Origin of the sequence: Austwickia chelonae (genome assembly GCF_003391095.1) — a bacterium.
Taxonomy (GTDB): Bacteria; Actinomycetota; Actinomycetes; order Actinomycetales; family Dermatophilaceae; genus Austwickia; species Austwickia chelonae_A.
Genome location: NZ_CP031447.1, coordinates 1,788,478 through 1,809,966 on the forward strand (window position 1 = coordinate 1,788,478; position 21,489 = coordinate 1,809,966).

Genomic DNA, 21,489 nt, shown 5'->3' on the forward strand with positions numbered 1-21,489 from the left:
TCTCGACGAGGAGAGCCATGAACCCGCGATTCGCCGACCGAGTAGTACTCGTCACCGGTGCCAGCCGCGGCATAGGCCTGGCTATCGCCCACCGGCTCGTGGACGAAGGTGCCAAGGTATGCCTCACCGCACGAGGACAAGAACAACTCGACCTCGCCGTGGAAGAGCTTGGCGGACCCCAACATGCCTTCGGTGTCCCCGGTCGAGCCGATGACCCAGAGCACCATCAACGAACTGTGAACGCCGTCCTCGACAAGTGGGGAAGGCTGGACCATCTGGTCAACAATGCTGGGATCAACCCCGCCTACGGTCCCTTGACCAGCATCGATACCGGAGCAGCTCGAAAACTCCTCGAGGTCAACATCCTGGGGACCCTCGGATGGGTCCAGAACGTGCACCAGGCCTGGATGTCCGAACACGGAGGCAGCATCGTCAATATCGCCTCCGTTGCCGGCATCCGGCCTGCACCAGGAATCGCCATGTACGGCGCCAGCAAATCCGCCGTCATCCACCTCACCGAAGAACTGGCCCTCGAACTGGCACCCACTACTCGGGTCAACGCCGTCGCACCCGGCGTCATCAAAACGCACTTCGCCGAAGCCCTCTACCGCAACCGGGAAGAACACCTCAGCACCCACTACCCCCTAGGACGACTCGGCACCCCCACCGATGTCGGCGGAGCCGTGGCCTTCCTCCTCTCCGACGACGCCACCTGGATCACCGGACACACCATCGTGATCGACGGTGGACTCACCCTCCGCGGTGGCGAATGAGCCCCCACCCCCCAGGGCTCGACCTGCAAGCACTCCGGGAGCACCTTGACCGCCACCTACCCGAAGAACTGACCGGGCCCCTACACGCCGAAATCCTCACCGGAGGCCGGTCGAACCTGACCTACCGGATCTCCACAGCAACACAGACCGCCGTCCTGCGCAGACCACCCCTAGGACATGTCCTCGCCAGCGCCCACGACATGAGCCGCGAACACCGGGTCATGACCGCTCTCGCCACCACTCCGGTACCCGTCCCGAAAACCCTCCTACTCGTCGAAGACCCCACACCGCTCGGCGCGCCTTTCTACCTGATGGAACACATCACCGGAACGACCTACCGCGAAGCAACCCAGCTGGTAGAGATCGGACCCACCCGCACCACCCGCATCGTCGAACAGCTCCTCACCACTCTGGCCGAATTGCACAAGGTCAACCCGCACGAGATCGACCTAGACGACTTCGGCCGACCCCGCGGATTCTGCGCCCGCCAGGTCCAACGATGGCGCGGACAATGGGAACAGTCACATACCCGAGACCTTCCCGATGCCGACGAGCTCCACCGTCGACTGGCCGCAACGATTCCCCCCGAGCAACCCCCTGCCATCGTCCACGGTGACTATCGCCTCGACAACGTTCTCGTCGACGACCACGACCACATCGTCGCCGTCATCGACTGGGAGATGGCCACTCTCGGCGATCCGCTGACCGACCTCGGACTCCTCTGCGTCTACCACCACCTGGCGACCCTCGTCCCACCAGGAAGCACGCTCGTCCTCGACGTACCGCTCGCCCCCGGCTATCCGGACCTCGATCACCAGCTCGAGCTCTACACGCACGCCAGCGGACGAGACCTCGACCACCTCGGATGGTACGAAGCCCTGGCCTTCTACAAACTCGCCGTCATCCTCGAAGGCATCCACCACCGTCACCTCGCCGGACAGACCGTCGGAGAAGGCTTCGCCCACATCGGCGGCTACGTCGCACCCTTGCTCGCCCGCGGTCTGGACGCGCTCACCACCGGCTGACACCCGTACCAGGGCAGAGGAAAGGAGAACACCGCCCATGGACTTCGCCTTCGACCAGATCACCGAAGAACACTGCGAACGACTCCGCTCCTTCATGACCAACCACATCGAACCAGCCCGCACCGTCTTCGTCGACCAACTGGCGCAGAACAAGGCACAAGGTGAACCCTGGAGCTGGAACACCACCCCGATCATGAAAAAGCTGCAAGAAGAGGCCCGTGCCCGCGGGCTATGGAACCTCTTCCTCCCCGGAGAACAGGGAGCAGGGCTGACAAACCTGCAATATGCCCCCTTGGCGGAGCTCAGCGGACACGCCATCCACCTGGCGCCGCCCGCCATGAACTGCGCAGCGCCGGACAGTGGGAACATCGAAGTCCTTGCCGCCTACGGCAACCAGGAACAACAGGAACGCTGGCTGAACCCTCTCCTGGCAGGACGGACCAGATCCGCCTTCGCGATGACCGAACCCGATGTCGCCAGCAGCGACGCCACCAATATCGAGACACGTATCACCGCCCACGGCGATCGATATCTCATCAACGGACGCAAATGGTGGGTCACCGGAGCCCTCAACCCCGACTGCAGCGTCTTCATCGTGATGGGGAAAACCGACCCCAGCGCTGAAAGACACCGCCAACAGAGCATGATCCTCATCCCGCGGCACACCCCAGGAGTGCAGATCCTCCGCCCGCTACACGTTCTCGGATTCGACGACCACGAACACGGAGGACACGCCGAGATCACCTTCACCGATGTAGAAGTGCCGGCCAGCCACCTCATCGCCGGTGAAGGAGACGGCTTCGCCATCGCCCAGGCACGACTCGGCCCCGGACGGATCCACCACTGCATGCGGGCCATCGGACTGGGCGAAATGGCCCTCGAAACGATGAACCGTAGAGCCAACCGACGAGTCTCCTTCGGCAGCCCCCTGTCCACCCGAGGAACCATCCAGAACTGGATCGCCGAAGCACGCGTACAGCTCGAACAACTCCGGCTGCTGGTCCTCAAAACAGCCTGGCTCATGGACAAATACGGCAACAAAGCCGCACACACCGAGATCCAAGCCATCAAGATCGCCGTCCCCCGGACGGTCCAGACAATCATCGACCACGCCATCCAGGTCCACGGCGCTGCAGGACTCTGCCAGGACCACCCCCTGGCCGAGGCGCTCGCCGGAGTCCGTAGCCTCCGGATCGCCGATGGCCCGGACGAAGTGCACAAGAGTTCGCTGGCGCGCCACGAGATCCGTCGCCACGACGACCACAGTACGAAGGGAAACCGCCCATGACCGCGACACTGTCCGTCGCCGCGATCCTCGCCGAATCCGCGCGCCGTCGCCCCGATCAGATCGCACTCGTCCAGGACGACCACCGGCTCACCTACACCCAGCTGTGGGAACTCGCCCGCCGCTATGGTCAAGCGCTGCTCGAGCGCGGTATCGCCCCCGGCAGCAGAGTCGCGCTCATGGCCCCCAATACGATCGGTTTCGTCGCCGGCTACTACGGAGCGCTCGCGATCGGTGCCACCGTCGTACCTGTCCCGGCAATGCTCCAACCCCGCGAGATGTCCTTCCTGCTCCAGCACAGCGGCGCACACATCGTCCTGGCCGACCCCACGCTCCTAGCCCAAGCCACCCGAGCTGGAGAACTGACCGGTGGTGTCGCAGTCCTCGACCTGAACAGCCTCGCCGAGGGTGTCGCACCGATCAGCACCTATAGGCCCTGCAAACCCGAGGACGTCGCCGTCATCTTCTACACCAGCGGCACCACAGGTCTCCCCAAAGGGGCACGCCTCACCCATCTCAACCTCGTCATGAATGCGACCTGCGCAGCCTTCGACTGCTTCGATTTCACCGCCGAGGACACCATGTTCGGCTGTCTTCCGCTCTTCCACGTCTTCGGGCAGTCCTGCGCGATGACCGCGACCTTCCGAGTCGGTGGCCGACTCGTCCTCCAACCCCGTTTCGAACCGACCAGCGCCCTGCAGACCCTCCTACGGGAACAGGTCACGATCATGCTCGGCGTTCCCACCATGTTCGTCTACCTCAACCGCGTAGCCGAGAACCTCCAGGGTCCGCCCACCGAACCGGCGCCGAAACCGATCACCCCCCAGCTGCGCTTCGCTGTCTCCGGCGGCGCTGCGATGCCCATGGCCGTCTCTGCCCGCTTCGAAGAGCTCTTCGGCGCACCCGTCTACGAAGGCTACGGACTCTCCGAGACCAGCCCCGTGGCCAGTGCCAACCAGCCATCCCTGGGCGTCCATCCCGGTACGATCGGACATCCACTGTGGGGGGTGGAACTCGCTATCGCAGACCCCACCCAAGGAGACCGGACCGTCCTCCTACCGGACGGAGAACCCGGAGAGATCGTCATCCGAGGACATAATGTCTTCGACGGATACCTGAACGACCCCGAGGCCACGTCGGCGGCCTTCGCCGACGGATGGTTCCGCACCGGTGACATCGGCACCCGCCATCCCGACGGCTACATCACGGTCGTGGACCGCACGAAAGACCTCATCATCCGAGGCGGCTACAACATCTACCCCCGCGAAGTCGAAGAACTGCTTATCACCCACCCAGCCGTACAACAGGTAGCGGTGATCGGCCTGCCCGATCCCGCCGTCGGCGAAGAGGTCTGCGCCGTCGTCACCCCCACACCAGGCGTCGACATCGACCCGGAAACGCTCATCACCTGGGCCAGGGAACGACTCGCCCACCACAAATGCCCCCGCCGGATCGAGATCATCGACCAGATGCCTCTCGGCCCCAGCCAGAAGATCCTCAAACGACAGCTTCGCGCACAGCTCGCCTGAATACGACGGGTGGGAAGCCCCTTTGGGGCTTCCCACCCGTCAAGGAACATCGCGCTCAGCGCATCGTGCCCTCGCTGAGGAACTTACGGTGCCAGCTGTGCGCCAACGCCAGATCGTGCGGAGTATGCATCCCGTTGGCGACCTTCTGCGACCGCTCGAAGTACTCCTCGAGCATCGGTTTGTAATCCGGGTGAGCGCAGTTGTCGATGATCGCCCGGGCCCGTTTGCGCGGCGCCAGCCCACGTAGGTCGGCCAGACCTTGCTCAGTGACGATGACATGGGTGTCGTGCTCGGTGTGATCGACGTGTGACACGAAAGGCACGATCGCCGAGATAGCGCCACCCTTCGCGACCGACGGTGTCACGAAACAAGACAGATACGCATTGCGGGCGAAGTCGCCCGACCCACCGATGCCGTTCTGCATCTTGCTGCCCATGATGTGCGTGGAATTCACATTGCCGTAGATGTCGGCTTCGATCAGACCATTCGTCGCGATGACTCCCAGACGTCGAATCAGCTCCGGATGGTTCGAGATCTCCTGCGCGCGCAGGATGATGTTCTTCCGGTACTTGGCCGCCTCGTTGTTCATCCGGTCGGCGTACTCGGGGGAGAGGCTGAACGCTGTCGCCGAGGCCACCGACACCTTGCCCGCGTCGATCAGGTCGATCATGCCGTCCTGGATGACTTCGGTGTAGGAGGTGAGGTTCTCGAAGGGTGCGTCCAACAACCCGGCGAGAACGGCGTTGGCGATATTGCCGACGCCGGACTGCAAGGGGAGCAGCTCCTTGGGAACCCGCCCGACCTTGACCTCGTGCATGAGGAACTCGAGGAGATGACCGGCGATGGCCTTGCTGTCCGCATCGAGAGGTTTGAACGCCGTATTGCGGTCGGGTGAGTCGGTCTCCACGATTGCGACGATCTTGTCCGGGTCGACCCGCAGATGTGGTTCACCGATCCGGTCGGCGGGGCTGGTCATCATGACCGGGCGCCGATGCGGCGGTAGCGCGGTTCCGTAGTAGATGTCGTGCATGCCGTTGAGTTCGAGGGACTGCCACTCGTTGACCTCGAGGATGACTTTGTCGGCCTGATCGATCCAGGTCTTGTTGTTGCCGATGGAGGACGCCGGGATGAGGTTGCCGTCCTCGGTGACTCCGGTGACCTCGATGACGGCGACATCGAGCTTGCCGAAGAAGCCTTCCCACACCAGCGGAGCCACATGGCTCAGATGGACGTCGATGTAGTCCATCGTTCCTGCGTTGATCTTCGAACGGGTCACCGGGTCGGACTGGTACGGGAGTCGCAGGTCGACGCCGTCGGCCTCGGCAAGTGCCCCGTCCAGTTCAGGTGCCGTGGAGGCCCCGGTCCAGACCCCGACCCGGAAGGACTCGCCGTCGGCGGTCGCTTCGCGGATGCGTTGGGCGAGTGCCACTGGCACTTCCTTGGGGTACCCCGCTCCGGTGAACCCACTCATGCCGACGTTGTCGCCGGGGTTGATCTTCGCGGCGGCTTCGCCGGCCGTCATGACCTTCTTGCGAAGCTCGGCGTTCGCGATGCGGGTGCCCATTGCTCCTCCAGGGATGTGCTGCGGACTCTGCGACGACTACGGTAGTCGCCTGCAAACAGGATGTATTGGGACCTTCGGGCATGAGACGGCGAGTCGCGTCTTTGCGCGGCCGGCCGGACGAGGACGATCTTCGATCAGTCGACCGGGTCGGAAGCCCGCCGGGTGACCCCGACGGAGGCTGCGGTCACCAGAAGCATGCCGAGAAGTTGCGTGTTCTCCAGCCCCTGCCCAAGAACCAGGAACCCGGCGAGTGCCGCAGCAGCCGGTTCCACGCTCAGAAGTACACCGAAGACGTGCGCCGACATCCGTCGTAGGGCCACCAGTTCCAGGGAATAGGGCAAGACGGAGGAGAGTACCGCGATCCCCAGACCCTTGACCAGAGCTTCCCCACCGAAGAGGGATGTCCCCTCGAGCCAGAGTCCCGCCGGCACGGTGCACATGGCGCCGATCACCATCGCCCAGGCCAGCCCTTCCGTGCCGCGGAACCGACGTCCGGTGCGGGCGGACAGCACGATGTAGACCGCCCATGCCGCACCGGCCGTGGCGGCCAGGAGCAGGCCGACCAGGTCGATTCGGGACCACGGCGTGGTGAGGACCCCGGACACCAGGACCACTCCGGCTGCCGCCGTCATCACCGCAAGTCCGTCGCGCAGATGGCGGGACAGTGCCGCAGCCAGCAGCAAAGGTCCGACGAACTCGACAGTGACCGCCACCCCGATCGGTAGTCGGGACAGAGAGGCATAGAAGGCGGTATTCATCGCGGCCAAGGCCAATCCGAAGGCTCCGACCGTGGCCCAGTCCTGCCATTGGTGACCGCGTGGGCCCGGACGAACCAGGACCAGCATGATCAGCGCGCCCAACCCCAGCCTGATCGCCACCGCACCGACGACGCCCACCACCGGGATCAAGGTCGCGCCGAGCGCGCCGCCGAACTGGACCGACAGCACCGCAGCCAGAACCAGGAGGACCGGGAAGGACGACGAGGACCTCAGATCGGCGCACCGGCCTCGGAGGAGGGAGGTCACCATCCACGTTCTCGCCACTGGGGCAGGTTTTCACGTTCCGCGCCCACAGTGGTGTCCTTGCCGTGTCCGGGGTAGACCCAGGTGTCATCGCCGTACTCGGCGAAGATGCGTTCCTCGACGTCGTCCATCAAACTTCGGAAGTCCTCCGGGGTGGGTGTCTTCCCCACACCTCCGGGGAAGAGACTGTCGCCGGTGAAGACGTGGGTGCGTCCGGCGGGTTCTCGCCACACCAGGGCGATCCCTCCGGGGGTGTGTCCCCGCAGCTCGACGGCCCGTAGGACCTGGCGGCCCAGCTCGATCTCGTCTCCCTGTGCCAGCCGGCGTCCAGGCAGCAGCGGAAGGGCATCGGCGTCGTACCGTCCGGCCATCGTGGTGGCACCGGTCATCGAGGCCAGGTCGTTCAAGGCCCGGACATGGTCGTGGTGGCGGTGCGTCGTCACAATCGTCGACAGCCGACCGGTCCCCTCCTCGACCAGTCGGAGCAACCGCTTCGGATCGTCCGCAGCATCGACCAGGAGCTGTTCGCCGGTTCCGGTACAGGTCAGCAGGTAGCAGTTGTTGTCGAGGTCCCCGACGCTGCATTTGCGGATCTGCAACCCCGGGAGCTCCCGCAGATCGCTGGGCCCGCCAGGAACCACCTCACCGGTGTACATCGTGCTCGGCATGTTCATCATCGTTCCTCTCGTGGCAATGGAAACAACGGATCAGACCGTCCTCGGCAAGGGGAGTCCGTCGTCGCAACGGGGCACACCGTCGACACCCCGGGACAGCCAGGTCAACAGCACATCGGCCGGGCCGCGCACCGTACACGCGCCGTCACCGACGACGAAACGATCTCCCTCGTCAGTGATCATGGTGATCCCCGGTTCGGGAGCAGAAGCTCCGAGACGGTCGACTGCCATCGACAACAGGTCGGCCACCGCCAGTGGATGCGCAGCAGCAAGCCCCCACCCGCAATCCAGGTCAAGATGTCCCAGAACCACCTGTTGCAACCGCAGACGAGGCAGATCCCGCGCGGGCACCACTCCCTCCGGAGTGTCGAGCACCGGACACACCAACGGGAGCCCCAGAGCACGGAAAGCATCACCGATCAAGTCACAGGACGCGACGAGATCGGTTTCCGCCGCTTCCTCCTCGACCCGCGACGACGCACCGCTACTCAGATCGGCTGGCTCGTCCGACCCCGATGACGGCTCATGGATGCGGATCCCGGTGCGGGCCCAGACAACCAGACGGACCAGGTCCTCGGCCTCACGTGCCAGATGAGCCACCACCTGCCCGCGGGTCAGCCCAGGACGACCCGATGGCTCCGCGAGCTCAGCATCGGTCAGCTGGGCCACGGACTGCAGCAGGGACCGGGTCTCCAGATCGAGGAGCTCCAGGTCGGCATGGAGCTCCGAAGAACTCCCGGACACATTGTTCGCCGTGTCGGTCATCATCCCATCCTCACCCACTCGGCTCAGGATGCGTTGTCGGAGCGTCGCTCTAGCATGATCAGGTGCCCGAAAACACTTCCTTCCCCGCACAACACGACCCCGACCGTCTCGTCGTGCGTGGTGCCCGCGAGCACAACCTGAAGAATGTCTCCATCTCCATCCCGAGAAATGCTCTCTGCGTGTTCACCGGGCTGTCCGGCTCGGGAAAATCCTCACTGGCCTTCGACACGATCTTCGCCGAAGGACAACGCCGCTACGTGGAATCGCTTTCCGCGTACGCCCGGCAGTTCCTCGGACAGATGGACAAACCTGATGTCGACTTCATCGAGGGGCTCTCCCCGGCGGTGTCCATCGACCAGAAGTCCACGAACCGGAACCCCCGATCCACCGCCGGGACCATCACCGAGGTCTACGACTACCTCCGGCTCCTCTTCGCCCGCATCGGCATGCCACACTGCCCCGTCTGCGCTGAACAGATCATGCGACAGAGCCCCCAACAGATCGTCGACAAGGTCCTCACCCTGCCCGTCCGAACCCGCTTCCAGGTCCTCGCCCCGGTGGTTCGAGGACGCAAGGGCGAATTCGTCGAACTGTTCACGGAGCTTCGTACCAAAGGGTTCTCCCGTGTTCAGGTAGACGGCCAGACCTACTCCCTCCACGACGTACCTCCGCTGGAGAAACAGAAGAAACACCACATCGACGTCGTGGTCGACCGGCTCGTCGCCAAAGGCGAAGACACCTCCGCGCAACGACGACTCACCGACTCGGTGGAGACCGCGCTGCACCTCTCCGGTGGCCTGGTCGTCATCGACCTGGTCGACGCCGACCACGACTCCACCGACCAGATCCCCGGCTGGGGCCGCCAACGACGGTTCTCCGAACTGATGGCCTGCCCCAACGAGCATCCGCTGTCCGTCGACGAGATCGAACCACGCACCTTCTCCTTCAACAGCCCCTACGGCGCCTGTCCGACCTGCACCGGCATCGGCACCCGCCTCGAGGTCGACGCCGAACTGCTCGTCCCCGACGAAGAACTCACTCTTCGTGAAGGCGCGATCGCCCCCTGGGCCCAGGGCAAAACCATGCAGGAATACCAGCTCCGCGTGGTCACCGCGCTCGCCGAAGAACTCTCCTTCTCGCTCGACAAGCCCTGGAAAGCACTGCCCGAACGTGTCAAGGACGCGCTCCTGCACGGTCGGGACTATCGCGTCCACGTGAAGTACCGCAACCGGTACGGACGGGAACGGGCCTACACCACAGGTTTCGAGGGCGCCGTCGCCATGGTGAAACGCAGGCATGCCGAAACCGACTCCGACTACTCCCGGGACAAGTACGAGGCGTACATGCGCGAGATCCCTTGTTCCGACTGCCGAGGAGCCAGGCTCAAACCCGAAGCGTTGTCCGTGCTCATCGCCGGGAAGAACATCGCCGACGTCTCGGCGATGTCCATCGACGAAGGCGCCGCCTTCCTGTCCTCGCTCTCCCTGACCGCCCGTGAAGCGCAGATCGCCGAACGTGTCCTGAAGGAGATCGAGGCACGGATCGGTTTCCTCCTCGACGTAGGCCTCGACTACCTCTCGCTGGACCGTCCCACCGCGACCCTGTCCGGTGGCGAGGCACAACGCATCCGGCTGGCAACCCAGATCGGCTCAGGACTCGTGGGCGTGCTCTACGTCCTGGACGAACCCTCCATCGGACTGCATCAACGCGACAACCACCGACTCATCCAAACCCTCACCAGGCTGCGTGACCTGGGCAATACGCTGATCGTCGTCGAACACGACGAGGACACCATCGCTGCTGCCGACTGGATCGTCGATATCGGCCCACACGCCGGTGAGCACGGTGGGCAAGTCGTGTACTCCGGGGATCTTCCCGGCCTACTCACCAGCCACGACTCCATCACCGGCGCCTACCTGGCCGGACGCAGATCCATCGCCATGCCCGCCGCCCGCCGCCCGGTGTCCGCCGACAGGCAGGTCACCGTCCGTGGTGCCCGCCAGAACAACCTGCGCGATGTCGATGTCAGTTTCCCGCTGGGGCTGTTCGTCGCCGTCACCGGGGTCTCCGGCTCCGGAAAGTCCACCCTCGTCAACGACATCCTCTACAACGTGATGGCCAACCGTCTCAACGGGGCACGTCATGTCCCAGGCCGTCATCGCACCATCACCGGGCTGGAACATCTCGACAAGGTCGTCCACGTCGATCAGAGCCCCATCGGGCGCACTCCACGCAGCAATCCGGCCACCTACACCGGGGTCTTCGACCACGTACGCAAACTCTTCGCCGAGACCACCGAAGCCAAGATCCGCGGATATCAACCAGGCCGGTTCTCCTTCAACGTCAAAGGCGGCCGATGCGACGCCTGCTCGGGCGACGGGACCCTCAAGATCGAGATGAATTTCCTCCCGGACGTCTACGTGCCCTGCGAGGTCTGCCACGGCGCCCGCTACAACCGGGAAACCCTCGAAGTCCACTTCAAAGGCAAAACCATCGCCGACGTACTGGACATGCCCATCGAAGAAGCCGCCGAGTTCTTCGCCGCCGTCCCCGCGATCGCCCGGCACCTGACCACACTGAACGCCGTCGGCCTGGGATACGTGCGACTGGGCCAGAGCGCGACCACCCTCTCCGGCGGCGAAGCTCAACGCGTCAAACTGGCCTCCGAACTCCAGAAACGTTCCACCGGACGCACGATCTACGTCCTGGACGAACCCACCACCGGCCTCCACTTCGACGACATCAGCAAACTGCTGGAAGTCCTGCAAGGACTGGTCGACAAAGGCAATACGGTCATCGTCATCGAACACAACCTCGACGTCGTCAAGAGCGCCGACTGGATCATCGACATGGGCCCTGAAGGTGGCGACAAAGGCGGCACCGTCGTCGCTGAAGGCACCCCCGAGGAGATCCTCTCCGTCAAAGCCAGCTACACCGGACGTTTCCTCGCCCCCTTGCTCGCTGCACGCGCCCCCGTTCCCGTCGCAACGCCTCAGCAAGCCGACACCGCGCTCGAGGACACCCAGAAGCCAATGCAACGAAAAACCGCGAAAACCACGACCCGAGCAACCGGTTCCGCCGTCCGCCGAGCCCGGAAAGCTTAGGCTGAAGGCCTGATCAGCCGCCCGCTCGAGCCCAGACCACAAGGAACGGAACATGACCGCCACCAGTTCCCACACCGCCACCGCCATGAGCCGCCGGGACATGCTCCGGGCCGGGACGACCCTGACCATCGCCGGAGCCACTGTCACCCTCCTGGCCGGTTGCGGCGGCAAAGGTGGTTCCACCGCCAGCACCCAGCCGAGCGCGCCCAGCTCGTTGTCCTCCGCCGCCACCCAGAAGATCGCCGAAGCGGTCAAGGCCAACAAAGTCGAGGTCGGTAAAGCCGCAGTCCTCGGCGAAGGCATCATCCTCGCCCAACCCGAGTCAGGAAATTACGTCGTCTTCAGCGACATCTGCCCCCACCAAGGAGCCCGGATCACCGACATCTCCAGCCGGGGCAACCTCCGCTGCGCACTCCACGGCAGCGAATTCGACCCCAAGGACGGCAAGGTCAAAGTAGGGCCTGCGAACACCGGACTGGTTCCCCGCAAGGCCACCGTCGACGGCGACAAGGTCACCCTGGCCTGATCAGCCGGCTCACACACGTACCACCGTCGTACGCTGTGGCTCGTGGCCGACCCATCGACATACCGACCGCGACCCGGCGAGATACCCACCGACCCCGGTGTCTACCGTTTCCTCGACGAGAACGGCCAGGTCATCTACGTCGGCAAGGCCAAGAACCTGCGCGCACGGTTGTCGTCCTACTTCCAGGACGTGGCACGGCTCCATCCGCGTACCCGACGTATGGTCTGCACCGGCGCAGGAATCGAATGGACGACAGTGTCGACCGAGATCGAAGCGCTGCAACTGGAATACAGCTGGATCAAGGAATTCGACCCGAACTTCAACGTCAAGTACCGGGATGACAAGTCCTACCCCTACCTGGCCATCACCGTCTCGGACGAATTCCCTCGCGCCCAGGTGTTCCGCGGAGCCAAGAAACCCGGGACCCGCTACTTCGGCCCCTACGCTCATGTGTGGGCCCTGCGGGAAAGCCTGGACGAGCTTCTCCGCGTCTTCCCCCTACGCACGTGCACCGCGACCGTCTTCCGTCGGGCCCATCTGTCGGGGAGACCTTGCCTGCTGGGGTACATCGACAAATGCACGGCTCCGTGCGTGGGACGGATCAGCGCGTCCGACCACCGAGCCATCGCCGACGACCTGTGTTCCTTCCTGACGGGAGACACCGGACGTTTCATCCGTGAACTCGAACAACAGATGCGATCAGCCGCTGCTGACCTGCGCTTCGAGGAAGCTGCCCGCCTTCGTGACCGACGAGCCGCACTGCAGAAGACGATGGAACGGTCTGCAGTGGTCTTCACCGATGCCACCGATGCCGACGTCTTCGGTTTCGCCGGTGACGAGCTCGAAGCCTCGGTCCAGGTCTTCCACGTCCGTGGAGGACGCATTCGAGGACAGCGGGGCTGGATCACCGAACGGGAGGACGAGGACGACTCCGCGCTCATCGGGCATCTGCTGCAGCAGGTCTACGGTGGTGAATCAGGTGAAACGGTACCTCGTGAAGTGCTCGTTCCTCAGCTCCCAGACCGGCCCACCGTCTTCGAGGACTGGCTCTCCGAACTCAGAGGCGGACGAGTCACGCTGCGTATCCCCCACCGAGGGGACAAAGCTGCTCTTTCCACCACGGTCACGCGTAACGCAGAGCAAGCTCTCAGCAGACACAAGATCACTAGATCAGGTGATCTCACCGCACGAGGACAGGCGCTCGCCGAACTGCAAGAAGCGCTCGGCCTGGACGCGGCGCCTCTACGCATCGAGTGTTTCGACGTGTCCCACATCCAAGGGACCGACGTGGTGGCCTCGATGGTCGTCTTCGAGGACGGATTGCCGCGCAAGAGTGAATACCGCAGGTTCGTCGTCCATGGTGATGGTGCTACCGGACACAATGACGACACCGCGGCCATGCACGAGGTCCTCACCCGCCGTTTCCGTCGTCTCCACCCGTCTGATCGTGATGAACCCACCGGAGTCTCCTCGGCCGTCGACCCGGACACGGGACGTCCACGCAAATTCGCCTATGCGCCTCAACTCGTCGTGGTCGACGGGGGACTGCCCCAGGTCAACGCGGCACATCGAGCGCTCACGGACGTCGGAGTCGTCGACATCCCGGTCGTGGGCCTGGCCAAACGACTTGAAGAGATCTGGCTGCCCGGCGAAGAGTTCCCCGTGATCCTTCCCCGCAACAGCGACGGACTCTTCCTACTGCAACGGGTCCGGGACGAGGCTCACCGCTTCGCAATCACCTTCCACCGGAAACGGCGCTCGAAAACCATGACCACCAGTGATCTCGACGGCATCCCCGGGCTAGGGCCTTCACGCCGCAAAGCTCTCCTCGAAACTTTCGGCACCGTCCGCGCCCTCCGCGAAGCCACCACCGAGGAACTGTCGTCCGTACCAGGCATAGGCCCGCACCTGGCCCGGACAGTGTCCGAACACTTGGCTGCAGCGGATCAGAAGCGAGTTCCTTCGGTTCATGCAGAAACCGGTGAGATCCTGGAGTGAACACAACGGGAGGGGACCACATGACCGACTCGACGACGACACGACCAGATGCTCCGCAGGTGCCGACACCGAGCGACGATTCCCCTGCAGAGCTGGAACTGACCATCGTCACCGGAATGAGCGGCGCCGGACGCTCGACCGCTGCCCACGCCCTGGAAGACCTGGGCTGGTATGTGGTCGACAACCTGCCCGCATCGATGCTCCCACAGCTCGCGCAGCTCAGCGCAAGCCCGGCCTCCACCGTGACCAGACTGGCCGCCGTGGTCGACGCCCGCTCACGAGGATTCTTCAACGACTTCCGAGAAGCCTTGTCCTCACTGCGCTCAATGGGCGTGCAACCTCGAGTGATCTTCATCGACGCCAACGACGAATCCCTGATCCGCCGCTTCGAGAGCGTCCGTCGACCCCACCCTTTACAAGGCGATGGCCGACTCCTCGACGGAATCCAGGCCGAGCGGGAAAAACTGGCCGACCTCCGCGCAGACTCCGACCTGGTCGTCGACACCTCAGGGCTGAACGTGCATCAGCTATCGGCAAAGGTCCGCGACGTGATGGGCGGAACCAGCAGCACCCGCCTGCGAATCGCCCTGGTCTCATTCGGATTCAAATACGGCGTCCCCCTGGATGCAGACCTCGTCTTCGACATGCGCTTCCTCCCCAACCCGTACTGGATTCCCGAGCTCCGTAGCTCGACCGGACGAGACGAGGCCGTCGCCGCCTACGTCCTGTCCCAACCGTGTGCACTCGAGTTCGTGGACCGCCTCGTCTCCCTGATGGAACCGATGCTGGCCGGCTATCTCCACGAAGGACGCCGGTACATCACCGTCGCCATCGGATGCACCGGAGGTAAACACCGTTCGGTCGCTGTGGCCGAAAGATTGGCGCTCCGCTTGCACACCCCGGAGATCGCCACCATTCTCTTCCATCGTGACCTCGGACGGGAATGACATGCCAGGACGGCCATCTGTCGTCGCTTTGGGAGGAGGACATGGGTTAGCAGCCTCTCTCGCAGCATTACGCCACGTATCGGACAACATCACCGCCGTAGTGACCGTCGCCGACGACGGCGGCTCCAGCGGCCGACTCCGCCGCGAATACGACATCCCACCACCCGGCGACCTCCGCATGGCACTCGCCGCACTCTGCGACGACTCGGCCTGGGGCCAGCTCTGGGGCGACGTCCTACAGCACCGCTTCGAAGGCAACGGCCCGCTGGGAGGACATGCGCTCGGAAACCTCCTGATCGTGGCGCTCTGGGACCTGCTCGATGACACCGTCCAAGGCCTCGACGTCGTAGCCCGTCTCCTCAACGCCAGAGGGCGTGTGCTCCCCATGGCCGCCACCCCCTTGACCATCTCCGCCCACGTCCAAGGACTCGACCCCACCGCGCCGGACACCGTCACGACCATCCACGGACAAGCCGCCGTCGCCAAAGCCCCCGGCAAAGTTCTCGACATCAGCCTCGAACCCGCCGAACCACCTGCCCACCCCGAAGCCCTCGCCGCCGTCCACGCCGCCGAATGGGTAGTCCTGGGCCCAGGATCCTGGTTCACCTCCGTGATGCCCCACCTTCTCGTACCCGACCTCGCCCGAGCACTCACCGAGACCACAGCCCACCGGCTACTCACCTTGAACGTAGAAATGAACACCACCGAGACCCAAGGATTCACCGCAGCCCACCACCTGGAAGTCCTGGCCTCCTACGCCCCTGACCTCCGCCTCGACGTCGTCCTGGCCGACCCCCGCGTCATCGACGACCGTGACCGAGTCGAATCCGCAGCAGCACTCCTCGGCGCAGAACTGGTCATCGCCGGCGTCGCAGCCACCGACCGACCGTCCGTCCACGACGTCCTCCGACTGGCCGCCGCCTACCGCGACGTTTTCGGAGGATAACTCTCGATCCCGCATCTCGGACCGAAGGTCCCTGTCACAGTGGCACTATGGACGGCATGGCCATGACCGCGAATGTCAAGGACGAACTCAGCCGACTGCCGGTGACCAAACCCAGCTGCCGCAAAGCCGAGGTCTCGGCCATACTGCGATTCGCCGGAGGACTGCACCTCATCGCCGGACGAATCGTGGTCGAGGCCGAACTCGACACCGCCTCTGCGGCACGCAGACTCCGCAAAGACATCACCGAGGTCTACGGACACACCTCGGAACTCGTCGTCGTCTCCGAATCCGGACTCCGCAAAGGCAACCGATATGTGGTGCGCGTCGACGCCGACGGCGAAGCTTTGGCCCGCCAGAGCGGCCTCGTCGACCAACGAGGACGTCCCGTCCGAGGGCTCCCGCCACGCGTCGTCAACGGAGCCGCTGCCGACGCCGAAGCCGCCTGGCGCGGAGCCTTCCTCGCCCATGGATCCCTCACCGAACCCGGCCGCTCCAGCTCCCTGGAAGTCACCTGCCCAGGCCCAGAGGCCGCGCTCGCGTTGGTGGGTGCTGCCCGCAGGCTGGGTATCCAGGCCAAGGCCCGTGAGGTCCGTGGCGTGGACCGTGTGGTGATCCGTGACGGTGATGCCATCGGCGCCATCCTGACCAGGATGGGGGCCCATGACGCCGTCCTGGCGTGGGAGGAACGGCGAATGCGGCGGGAGGTCCGGGCCACCGCGAACCGTCTGGCCAATTTCGACGATGCGAACCTGCGTCGCTCTGCTCGAGCTGCCGTGACCGCTGGTGCCAGGGTCAGCCGGGCTTTGGAGATCCTGGGGGAGGAGGTTCCGGAGCACCTGCGGGAGGCTGGGCAACTGCGTCTCGAACACAAACAGGCCAGCCTCGAGGAATTGGGTTCATTGGCTCAACCTCCGATGACCAAGGACGCTGTTGCCGGCCGGATCCGGCGTCTCCTGGCGATGGCCGACAAGCGGGCAGCCGAGCTGGGGATCCCCGGCACGGAAGCCAGCCTCTCCGAGGAGCTATTGGACGCCTGATCCATTGAGGCAGAAGCCAACCGGGCTGATATCAGCGCAGAGGAACCGGTGGCTTCTGAGCGTTCCACGACGACAGTTCAGCGCAGCGAACCCCAACATGGGCCTTTCGTCCTGGCCCCCGAGGTGTGAACTCCTGCAGGAAACAGTTAGGGTCGGTCTTGTCGTACGACGGCGTATCGGCTCGACGTCCACTGTCTGAGCGCCATAGACGCCCTCCATGGATGGACGCCAGGCCCCTCGCCGGACCGTGAAAGGCACACCAGGAAGGCAAGAACGTGACTGTTCGCGTTGGTATCAATGGCTTTGGCCGCATCGGCCGCAACTTCTTCCGCGCTGTCGTGGCGTCCGGCGCGGACATCGAGATCGTGGCGGTCAACGACCTGACCGACAACAAGACGCTCGCACACCTGCTCAAGTACGACTCGATCCTGGGTCGCTTCCCCGGCGAAGTCACCTTCGACGAGACCTCCATCACCGTGGACGGCAAGAAGATCCTCGCCTTCGAAGAACGCGACCCGGCACAGCTGCCCTGGGGCGCCAACAACGTCGACATCGTGATCGAGTCCACCGGATTCTTCACCGACGCCACCAAGGCCAAGGCCCACATCGAAGCCGGCGCCAAGAAGGTCATCATCTCCGCTCCGGCGAAGAACGAGGACCTCACCGTGGTCATGGGCGTCAACGAGGACCAGTACGACGGCTCCCAGACGATCATCTCCAACGCCTCCTGCACCACCAACTGCCTCGCGCCGATGGCCAAGGTGCTCAACGACGGCCTGGGCATCGTCAAGGGCCTCATGACCACCATCCACGCCTACACGCAGGACCAGAACCTGCAGGACGGCCCGCACAAGGACCTGCGCCGTAGCCGCGCCGCCGCGCTGAACATGGTGCCCACCACCACCGGAGCGGCTAAGGCCGTCGCCCTCGTCCTGCCCGAGCTGAAGGGCAAGCTCGACGGCTACGCGATGCGGGTTCCCACACCGACCGGTTCCGCGACCGACCTCACCTTCGAGGCCGCCCGTGAGACCACCGTCGAAGAGGTCAACGCTCTCATTAAGGCCGCTGCCGAGGGTGGACGCCTTCAGGGCATCCTCAAGTACACCGAGGACCCGATCGTCTCCAAGGACATCGAGACCGACCCGGCCGCCTGCATCTTCGATGCACAGCTGACCAAGGTCATCGGGAACCAGGTCAAGGTCGTCGGCTGGTACGACAACGAGTGGGGCTACAGCAACCAGCTCGTCAACCTCACCTCGCTGGTCGCCAGCAAGCTCTGATCACGCGACTGCGCTGAACGACCCCGTGCGCCGGGTGGCCCCCCGGCCACCCGGCGCACGGCCGTATTCCCACGACATCCACCGCCTTTTCGCGAGGAGAACCATGAAGACCACGGAGGACCTGCTCCGGCAGGACCTGCACGGCAAGCGCGTGCTCGTCCGCAGTGACCTGAACGTCCCGCTCGACGACGCCAAGAACATCACGGACGACGGGCGCCTGCGCGCTTCCGTCCCGACGATCAAGGCCCTGGCCGATGCTGGTGCTGCTGTCGTCGTCGTCGCGCATCTGGGACGCCCCAAGGGCGCACCTGAAGCAAAGTACTCCCTGGCCCCGGTTGTAGACCGTTTCTCCGAGTTGCTTGACACCACAGTGCAGTTCGCCACCGACACAGTGGGGGAATCCGCGAAGAAGGTTGTCGGCGGACTCCAGGACGGTGAGATCGCGCTCCTGGAGAACCTGCGCTTCAACGCCGGGGAGACCAGCAAGGACGAGACCGAGCGCGGCGCCTTCGCCGACGAGCTCGCAGCCTTCGCCGACTTCTTCGTCTCCGACGGCTTCGGCGTGGTCCACCGCAAGCAGGCCAGCGTCTACGACGTGGCGACCCGGCTGCCCCATTTCGCCGGAGGGCTGGTGGGCGCCGAGGTCGAGGTGCTCAAGCGACTGACCCAGGAGCCCCGGCGCCCCTACGCGGTCGTGCTCGGCGGCGCGAAGGTGGCCGACAAACTGGCCGTCATCGCCAACCTCATGAAGACTGCCGACCGCCTCGTCATCGGTGGCGGCATGGCCTACACCTTCCTCAAGGCCAAGGGATACGAGGTCGGAACTTCGCTGCTGGACCCGGAGAAGGTCGAGGTCTGCGCGGCTTATCTCGCCGAGGCCGAAGCCAAAGGCGTGGAAATCGTGTTGCCGGTCGACACCGTGATCGCTCCGGAGTTCTCCGATCAGGTCGAGACCAAGGTCGTCGACTCCGGCCAGATCCCCGCCGACTGGATGGGTCTGGACATCGGTCCGAGGTCCCGTGAGCTGTTCGCGAGCAAGATCGTCGACTGCAAGACCGTTTTCTGGAACGGACCGATGGGCGCCTTCGAGATGGCTCCTTACTCCGGCGGCACCAAGGCCGTGGGGCAGGCGCTCGTCGATGCGACCGCCTCTGGCGCATTGACCGTGGTCGGCGGCGGCGACTCCGCAGCAGCGGTACGCCAACTGGGCTTCACCGACGGCCAGTTCGGTCACATCTCCACCGGTGGTGGAGCGAGCCTTGAGTACTTGGAGGGGAAGACCCTCCCCGGCATCGAGATCCTGGAGAGCTGAACTGTGACGAGCCGTATCCCGCTCATGGCGGGCAACTGGAAGATGAACCTCGACCACCTGCAGGCGACGCACCTGGTGCAGAAGCTGGACTGGTCGCTGAAGGACGCCAAGCACGACTTCGCCAAGGTGGAGGTGGCCGTGTGCCCACCGTTCACCGACCTGCGGACGGTGCAGACGCTGGTGGAGGGCGACAAGCTCGAGCTGCGTTACGGCGCACAGGACCTCTCGCGGTACACCGAAGGCGCCTACACCGGTGAGATCTCCGGCCCGATGCTGGCCAAGCTGGGTTGCACCTACGTGATCATCGGCCACAGCGAGCGCCGCGAGTACCACGGTGAGACCGATGAGCTGCTCAATGCGAAGGTGAAAGCTGCCTACGAGCACGGATTGACCCCGATCCTGTGCTGTGGCGAAGGCCTGGACATCCGTCAAGCCGGAGGACAGGTCGATCACGTTCTTGCTCAGATCGAAGCTGACCTGCAGGGCGTCGCTGCCGAACAGGTCGCCTCGATCGTGGTGGCCTACGAGCCCGTCTGGGCGATCGGCACCGGCGAGGTCGCTACGCCCGAGGACGCCCAGGAAGTGTGCAGCGCCATCCGGGTGAAGCTCGCCGAGCTGTACAGCCAGGAGATCGCGGACAGCGTTCGAGTGCTCTATGGCGGCTCGGTGAAGTCCGGCAATGTCAGTGCGATCATGGCCAAGCCGGATGTCGACGGCGCCCTGGTCGGTGGGGCTTCCCTGCAGCCTGAAGAGTTCGCCGCTATCTGTGGTTTCGACAGCAGCAAGAACTGACCGGGAGATCGACCCCGCTCGTCGAGACGGCCCGAGGTGGCTCGCTGTGTTCAGCAGACCGGTCTCGGGCCGTCTCGCCCGATCAGCGACCGGGTCGGCGACGGCGGGGGAGTCCGGTAAGCTCTGCAGCGGTCGGGGTGTTCCCCGAGACAAGTTCTCCGTGCTAAGGGCAAAGGTGGCGCACGAGTGGATGTTTTGAAGATCGCGCTCCAGGTCTTCCTGGTGGTGGGTTGCATCTTCCTGACCTTCCTGATCCTCTTGCATAAGGGCAAAGGTGGAGGAATGTCCGACATGTTCGGTGGTGGTTTCTCCAACACCATGGGCGGATCCTCTGTTGCCGAGCGCAACCTGAACCGCATCACCATCGCGATCGCCCTGATGTGGTTCGTCTGCATCGTGGGCCTCGGGCTTCTGGAACGTTTCAAAGGATGATCCATCCCTGTCCGGCACGGCCTCGAGCAAGGCTGTGCCGGACTTTTTCTTGAGGAGCTCCGATGACCGGTGCGAGTGCGATCCGAGGCAGCAGAGTCGGCGCAGGACCTATGGGGGAGAGCGAAAGGGGAGAAGCCGCACCCCGGGTGGAGATCACCTACTGGTGCGCCAATGGGCACGAGACCCGGCTGAGTTTCTCCTCCGAAGCAGGCAGTAATACGCCGACGACCTGGGATTGCCCTCGATGCGGCTTCCCCGCAGGTACAGATCGGGAATCTCCTCCCGACGCGCTGCATCATGCGCCGTACAAGACCCATCTGGCCTACGTGAAAGAACGACGTACCGACGCCGACGGGGCAGCCATCCTCGAAGAAGCACTCGCTGCGCTGCGTAAACGTACGGCCGGTCAGTGAGTTTTTCTCAGCCGTGCTGAGCACACTGAGGGCGCTGGGGGTGTGGTGCCTGCTCAAGCAGGCAC

Annotated in this window: 19 protein-coding genes; 15 read left to right on the forward strand and 4 right to left on the reverse strand. The window is 64.4% G+C overall.

What is annotated here, in order from left to right; translation table 11 throughout:
* The first annotated feature begins 17 nt into the window (after window positions 1-17).
* The 4 genes from DX923_RS07760 to DX923_RS07775 are packed head-to-tail and all read left to right on the forward strand — an operon-like array spanning window position 18 to window position 4,612.
* Window positions 18-773: an SDR family oxidoreductase gene (locus DX923_RS07760; RefSeq protein WP_116113888.1), complete on the forward strand. Its 756-nt coding sequence runs from the start codon at window positions 18-20 to the stop codon at window positions 771-773.
* Window positions 770-1,798 carry a phosphotransferase family protein gene (locus DX923_RS07765; protein WP_116113890.1) on the forward strand — a complete coding sequence of 343 codons (1,029 nt, stop codon included), beginning with the start codon at window positions 770-772 and terminating at the stop codon, window positions 1,796-1,798. The genes DX923_RS07760 and DX923_RS07765 overlap by 4 nt, the downstream gene beginning before the upstream one ends.
* A gap of 37 nt (window positions 1,799-1,835) precedes the next feature.
* Window positions 1,836-3,086 (forward strand): acyl-CoA dehydrogenase family protein, encoded by a 1,251-nt coding sequence (locus tag DX923_RS07770; RefSeq protein WP_116113892.1) that lies wholly within the window; start codon window positions 1,836-1,838, stop codon window positions 3,084-3,086.
* Complete coding sequence (locus DX923_RS07775) at window positions 3,083-4,612, forward strand: long-chain-fatty-acid--CoA ligase (RefSeq protein WP_116113893.1); 1,530 nt, start codon at window positions 3,083-3,085, stop codon at window positions 4,610-4,612. The genes DX923_RS07770 and DX923_RS07775 overlap by 4 nt, the downstream gene beginning before the upstream one ends.
* Before the next feature lie 55 nt (window positions 4,613-4,667).
* Here the strand turns inward: DX923_RS07775 and DX923_RS07780 are convergent, their stop codons facing one another.
* The 4 genes from DX923_RS07780 to DX923_RS07795 form a co-directional block, all read right to left on the reverse strand.
* On the reverse strand, window positions 4,668-6,176 hold the full coding sequence (locus tag DX923_RS07780; protein ID WP_116113895.1) for an acetyl-CoA hydrolase/transferase family protein: 1,509 nt from the start codon (window positions 6,174-6,176) through the stop codon (window positions 4,668-4,670).
* Between the two features lie 134 nt (window positions 6,177-6,310).
* Window positions 6,311-7,204, reverse strand: coding sequence for an EamA family transporter (locus DX923_RS07785; protein WP_430732294.1), 894 nt, complete (start codon window positions 7,202-7,204; stop codon window positions 6,311-6,313).
* A complete protein-coding gene (locus tag DX923_RS07790; protein WP_116113896.1) occupies window positions 7,198-7,872 on the reverse strand; it encodes an MBL fold metallo-hydrolase in 675 nt (224 codons plus the stop codon). The genes DX923_RS07785 and DX923_RS07790 overlap by 7 nt, the downstream gene beginning before the upstream one ends.
* A 33-nt stretch (window positions 7,873-7,905) precedes the next feature.
* Complete coding sequence (locus DX923_RS07795) at window positions 7,906-8,637, reverse strand: maleylpyruvate isomerase N-terminal domain-containing protein (RefSeq protein WP_162872847.1); 732 nt, start codon at window positions 8,635-8,637, stop codon at window positions 7,906-7,908.
* Window positions 8,638-8,699: 62 nt separating this feature from the next.
* Here DX923_RS07795 and uvrA point away from each other — a divergent pair, with 62 nt between their 5' ends.
* The 11 genes from uvrA (at window position 8,700) to DX923_RS07850 (ending at window position 21,424) form a co-directional block, all read left to right on the forward strand.
* Window positions 8,700-11,741, forward strand: coding sequence for an excinuclease ABC subunit UvrA (uvrA, locus tag DX923_RS07800; protein WP_116113900.1), 3,042 nt, complete (start codon window positions 8,700-8,702; stop codon window positions 11,739-11,741).
* Between the two features lie 52 nt (window positions 11,742-11,793).
* On the forward strand, window positions 11,794-12,267 hold the full coding sequence (locus tag DX923_RS07805; protein WP_116113901.1) for a Rieske (2Fe-2S) protein: 474 nt from the start codon (window positions 11,794-11,796) through the stop codon (window positions 12,265-12,267).
* A 42-nt stretch (window positions 12,268-12,309) separates the two neighbouring features.
* Window positions 12,310-14,265, forward strand: a complete 1,956-nt coding sequence (gene uvrC, locus DX923_RS07810) for an excinuclease ABC subunit UvrC (RefSeq protein WP_116113903.1) — start codon at window positions 12,310-12,312, stop codon at window positions 14,263-14,265.
* Between the two features lie 20 nt (window positions 14,266-14,285).
* On the forward strand, window positions 14,286-15,212 hold the full coding sequence (rapZ, locus tag DX923_RS07815) for an RNase adapter RapZ (RefSeq protein ID WP_116113904.1): 927 nt from the start codon (window positions 14,286-14,288) through the stop codon (window positions 15,210-15,212).
* Window position 15,213: 1 nt separating this feature from the next.
* Window positions 15,214-16,158, forward strand: coding sequence for a gluconeogenesis factor YvcK family protein (locus tag DX923_RS07820; RefSeq protein WP_116113906.1), 945 nt, complete (start codon window positions 15,214-15,216; stop codon window positions 16,156-16,158).
* 56 nt (window positions 16,159-16,214) lie between these two features.
* Window positions 16,215-17,195 (forward strand): DNA-binding protein WhiA, encoded by a 981-nt coding sequence (whiA, locus tag DX923_RS07825; protein ID WP_116116225.1) that lies wholly within the window; start codon window positions 16,215-16,217, stop codon window positions 17,193-17,195.
* A 275-nt stretch (window positions 17,196-17,470) separates the two neighbouring features.
* Window positions 17,471-18,475: a type I glyceraldehyde-3-phosphate dehydrogenase gene (gene gap, locus DX923_RS07830; protein WP_116113907.1), complete on the forward strand. Its 1,005-nt coding sequence runs from the start codon at window positions 17,471-17,473 to the stop codon at window positions 18,473-18,475.
* Window positions 18,476-18,578: 103 nt separating this feature from the next.
* The gene (locus DX923_RS07835; RefSeq protein WP_116113909.1) at window positions 18,579-19,787 is read left to right on the forward strand and encodes a phosphoglycerate kinase; all 1,209 of its coding nucleotides are present in this window, start codon (window positions 18,579-18,581) and stop codon (window positions 19,785-19,787) included.
* 3 nt (window positions 19,788-19,790) lie between these two features.
* A complete protein-coding gene (gene tpiA, locus DX923_RS07840; RefSeq protein WP_116113910.1) occupies window positions 19,791-20,579 on the forward strand; it encodes a triose-phosphate isomerase in 789 nt (262 codons plus the stop codon).
* Window positions 20,580-20,765: 186 nt separating this feature from the next.
* Entirely contained in the window at window positions 20,766-21,011 is a 246-nt protein-coding gene (gene secG / locus DX923_RS07845) for a preprotein translocase subunit SecG (RefSeq protein ID WP_116113913.1), read from the forward strand.
* Between the two features lie 62 nt (window positions 21,012-21,073).
* Window positions 21,074-21,424: an RNA polymerase-binding protein RbpA gene (locus DX923_RS07850; protein ID WP_116113915.1), complete on the forward strand. Its 351-nt coding sequence runs from the start codon at window positions 21,074-21,076 to the stop codon at window positions 21,422-21,424.
* Window positions 21,425-21,489: the final 65 nt, after the last annotated feature.

Excerpts from the sequence above, each read along its gene's own strand:
- DX923_RS07795 (WP_162872847.1), bottom strand. The coding sequence starts at position 8,637 with ATGACCGACACGGCGAACAATGTGTCCGGGAGTTCTTCGGAGCTCCAT.
- DX923_RS07780 (WP_116113895.1), bottom strand. The coding sequence starts at position 6,176 with ATGGGCACCCGCATCGCGAACGCCGAGCTTCGCAAGAAGGTCATGACG.
- DX923_RS07775 (WP_116113893.1), top strand. The coding sequence starts at position 3,083 with ATGACCGCGACACTGTCCGTCGCCGCGATCCTCGCCGAATCCGCGCGC.
- DX923_RS07805 (WP_116113901.1), top strand. The coding sequence starts at position 11,794 with ATGACCGCCACCAGTTCCCACACCGCCACCGCCATGAGCCGCCGGGAC.
- DX923_RS07790 (WP_116113896.1), bottom strand. The coding sequence starts at position 7,872 with ATGAACATGCCGAGCACGATGTACACCGGTGAGGTGGTTCCTGGCGGG.
- DX923_RS07835 (WP_116113909.1), top strand. The coding sequence starts at position 18,579 with ATGAAGACCACGGAGGACCTGCTCCGGCAGGACCTGCACGGCAAGCGC.
- DX923_RS07850 (WP_116113915.1), top strand. The coding sequence starts at position 21,074 with ATGACCGGTGCGAGTGCGATCCGAGGCAGCAGAGTCGGCGCAGGACCT.
- DX923_RS07820 (WP_116113906.1), top strand. The coding sequence starts at position 15,214 with ATGCCAGGACGGCCATCTGTCGTCGCTTTGGGAGGAGGACATGGGTTA.
- DX923_RS07765 (WP_116113890.1), top strand. The coding sequence starts at position 770 with ATGAGCCCCCACCCCCCAGGGCTCGACCTGCAAGCACTCCGGGAGCAC.
- DX923_RS07770 (WP_116113892.1), top strand. The coding sequence starts at position 1,836 with ATGGACTTCGCCTTCGACCAGATCACCGAAGAACACTGCGAACGACTC.
- DX923_RS07785 (WP_430732294.1), bottom strand. The coding sequence starts at position 7,204 with ATGGTGACCTCCCTCCTCCGAGGCCGGTGCGCCGATCTGAGGTCCTCG.
- DX923_RS07760 (WP_116113888.1), top strand. The coding sequence starts at position 18 with ATGAACCCGCGATTCGCCGACCGAGTAGTACTCGTCACCGGTGCCAGC.
- rapZ (WP_116113904.1), top strand. The coding sequence starts at position 14,286 with ATGACCGACTCGACGACGACACGACCAGATGCTCCGCAGGTGCCGACA.
- whiA (WP_116116225.1), top strand. The coding sequence starts at position 16,215 with ATGGCCATGACCGCGAATGTCAAGGACGAACTCAGCCGACTGCCGGTG.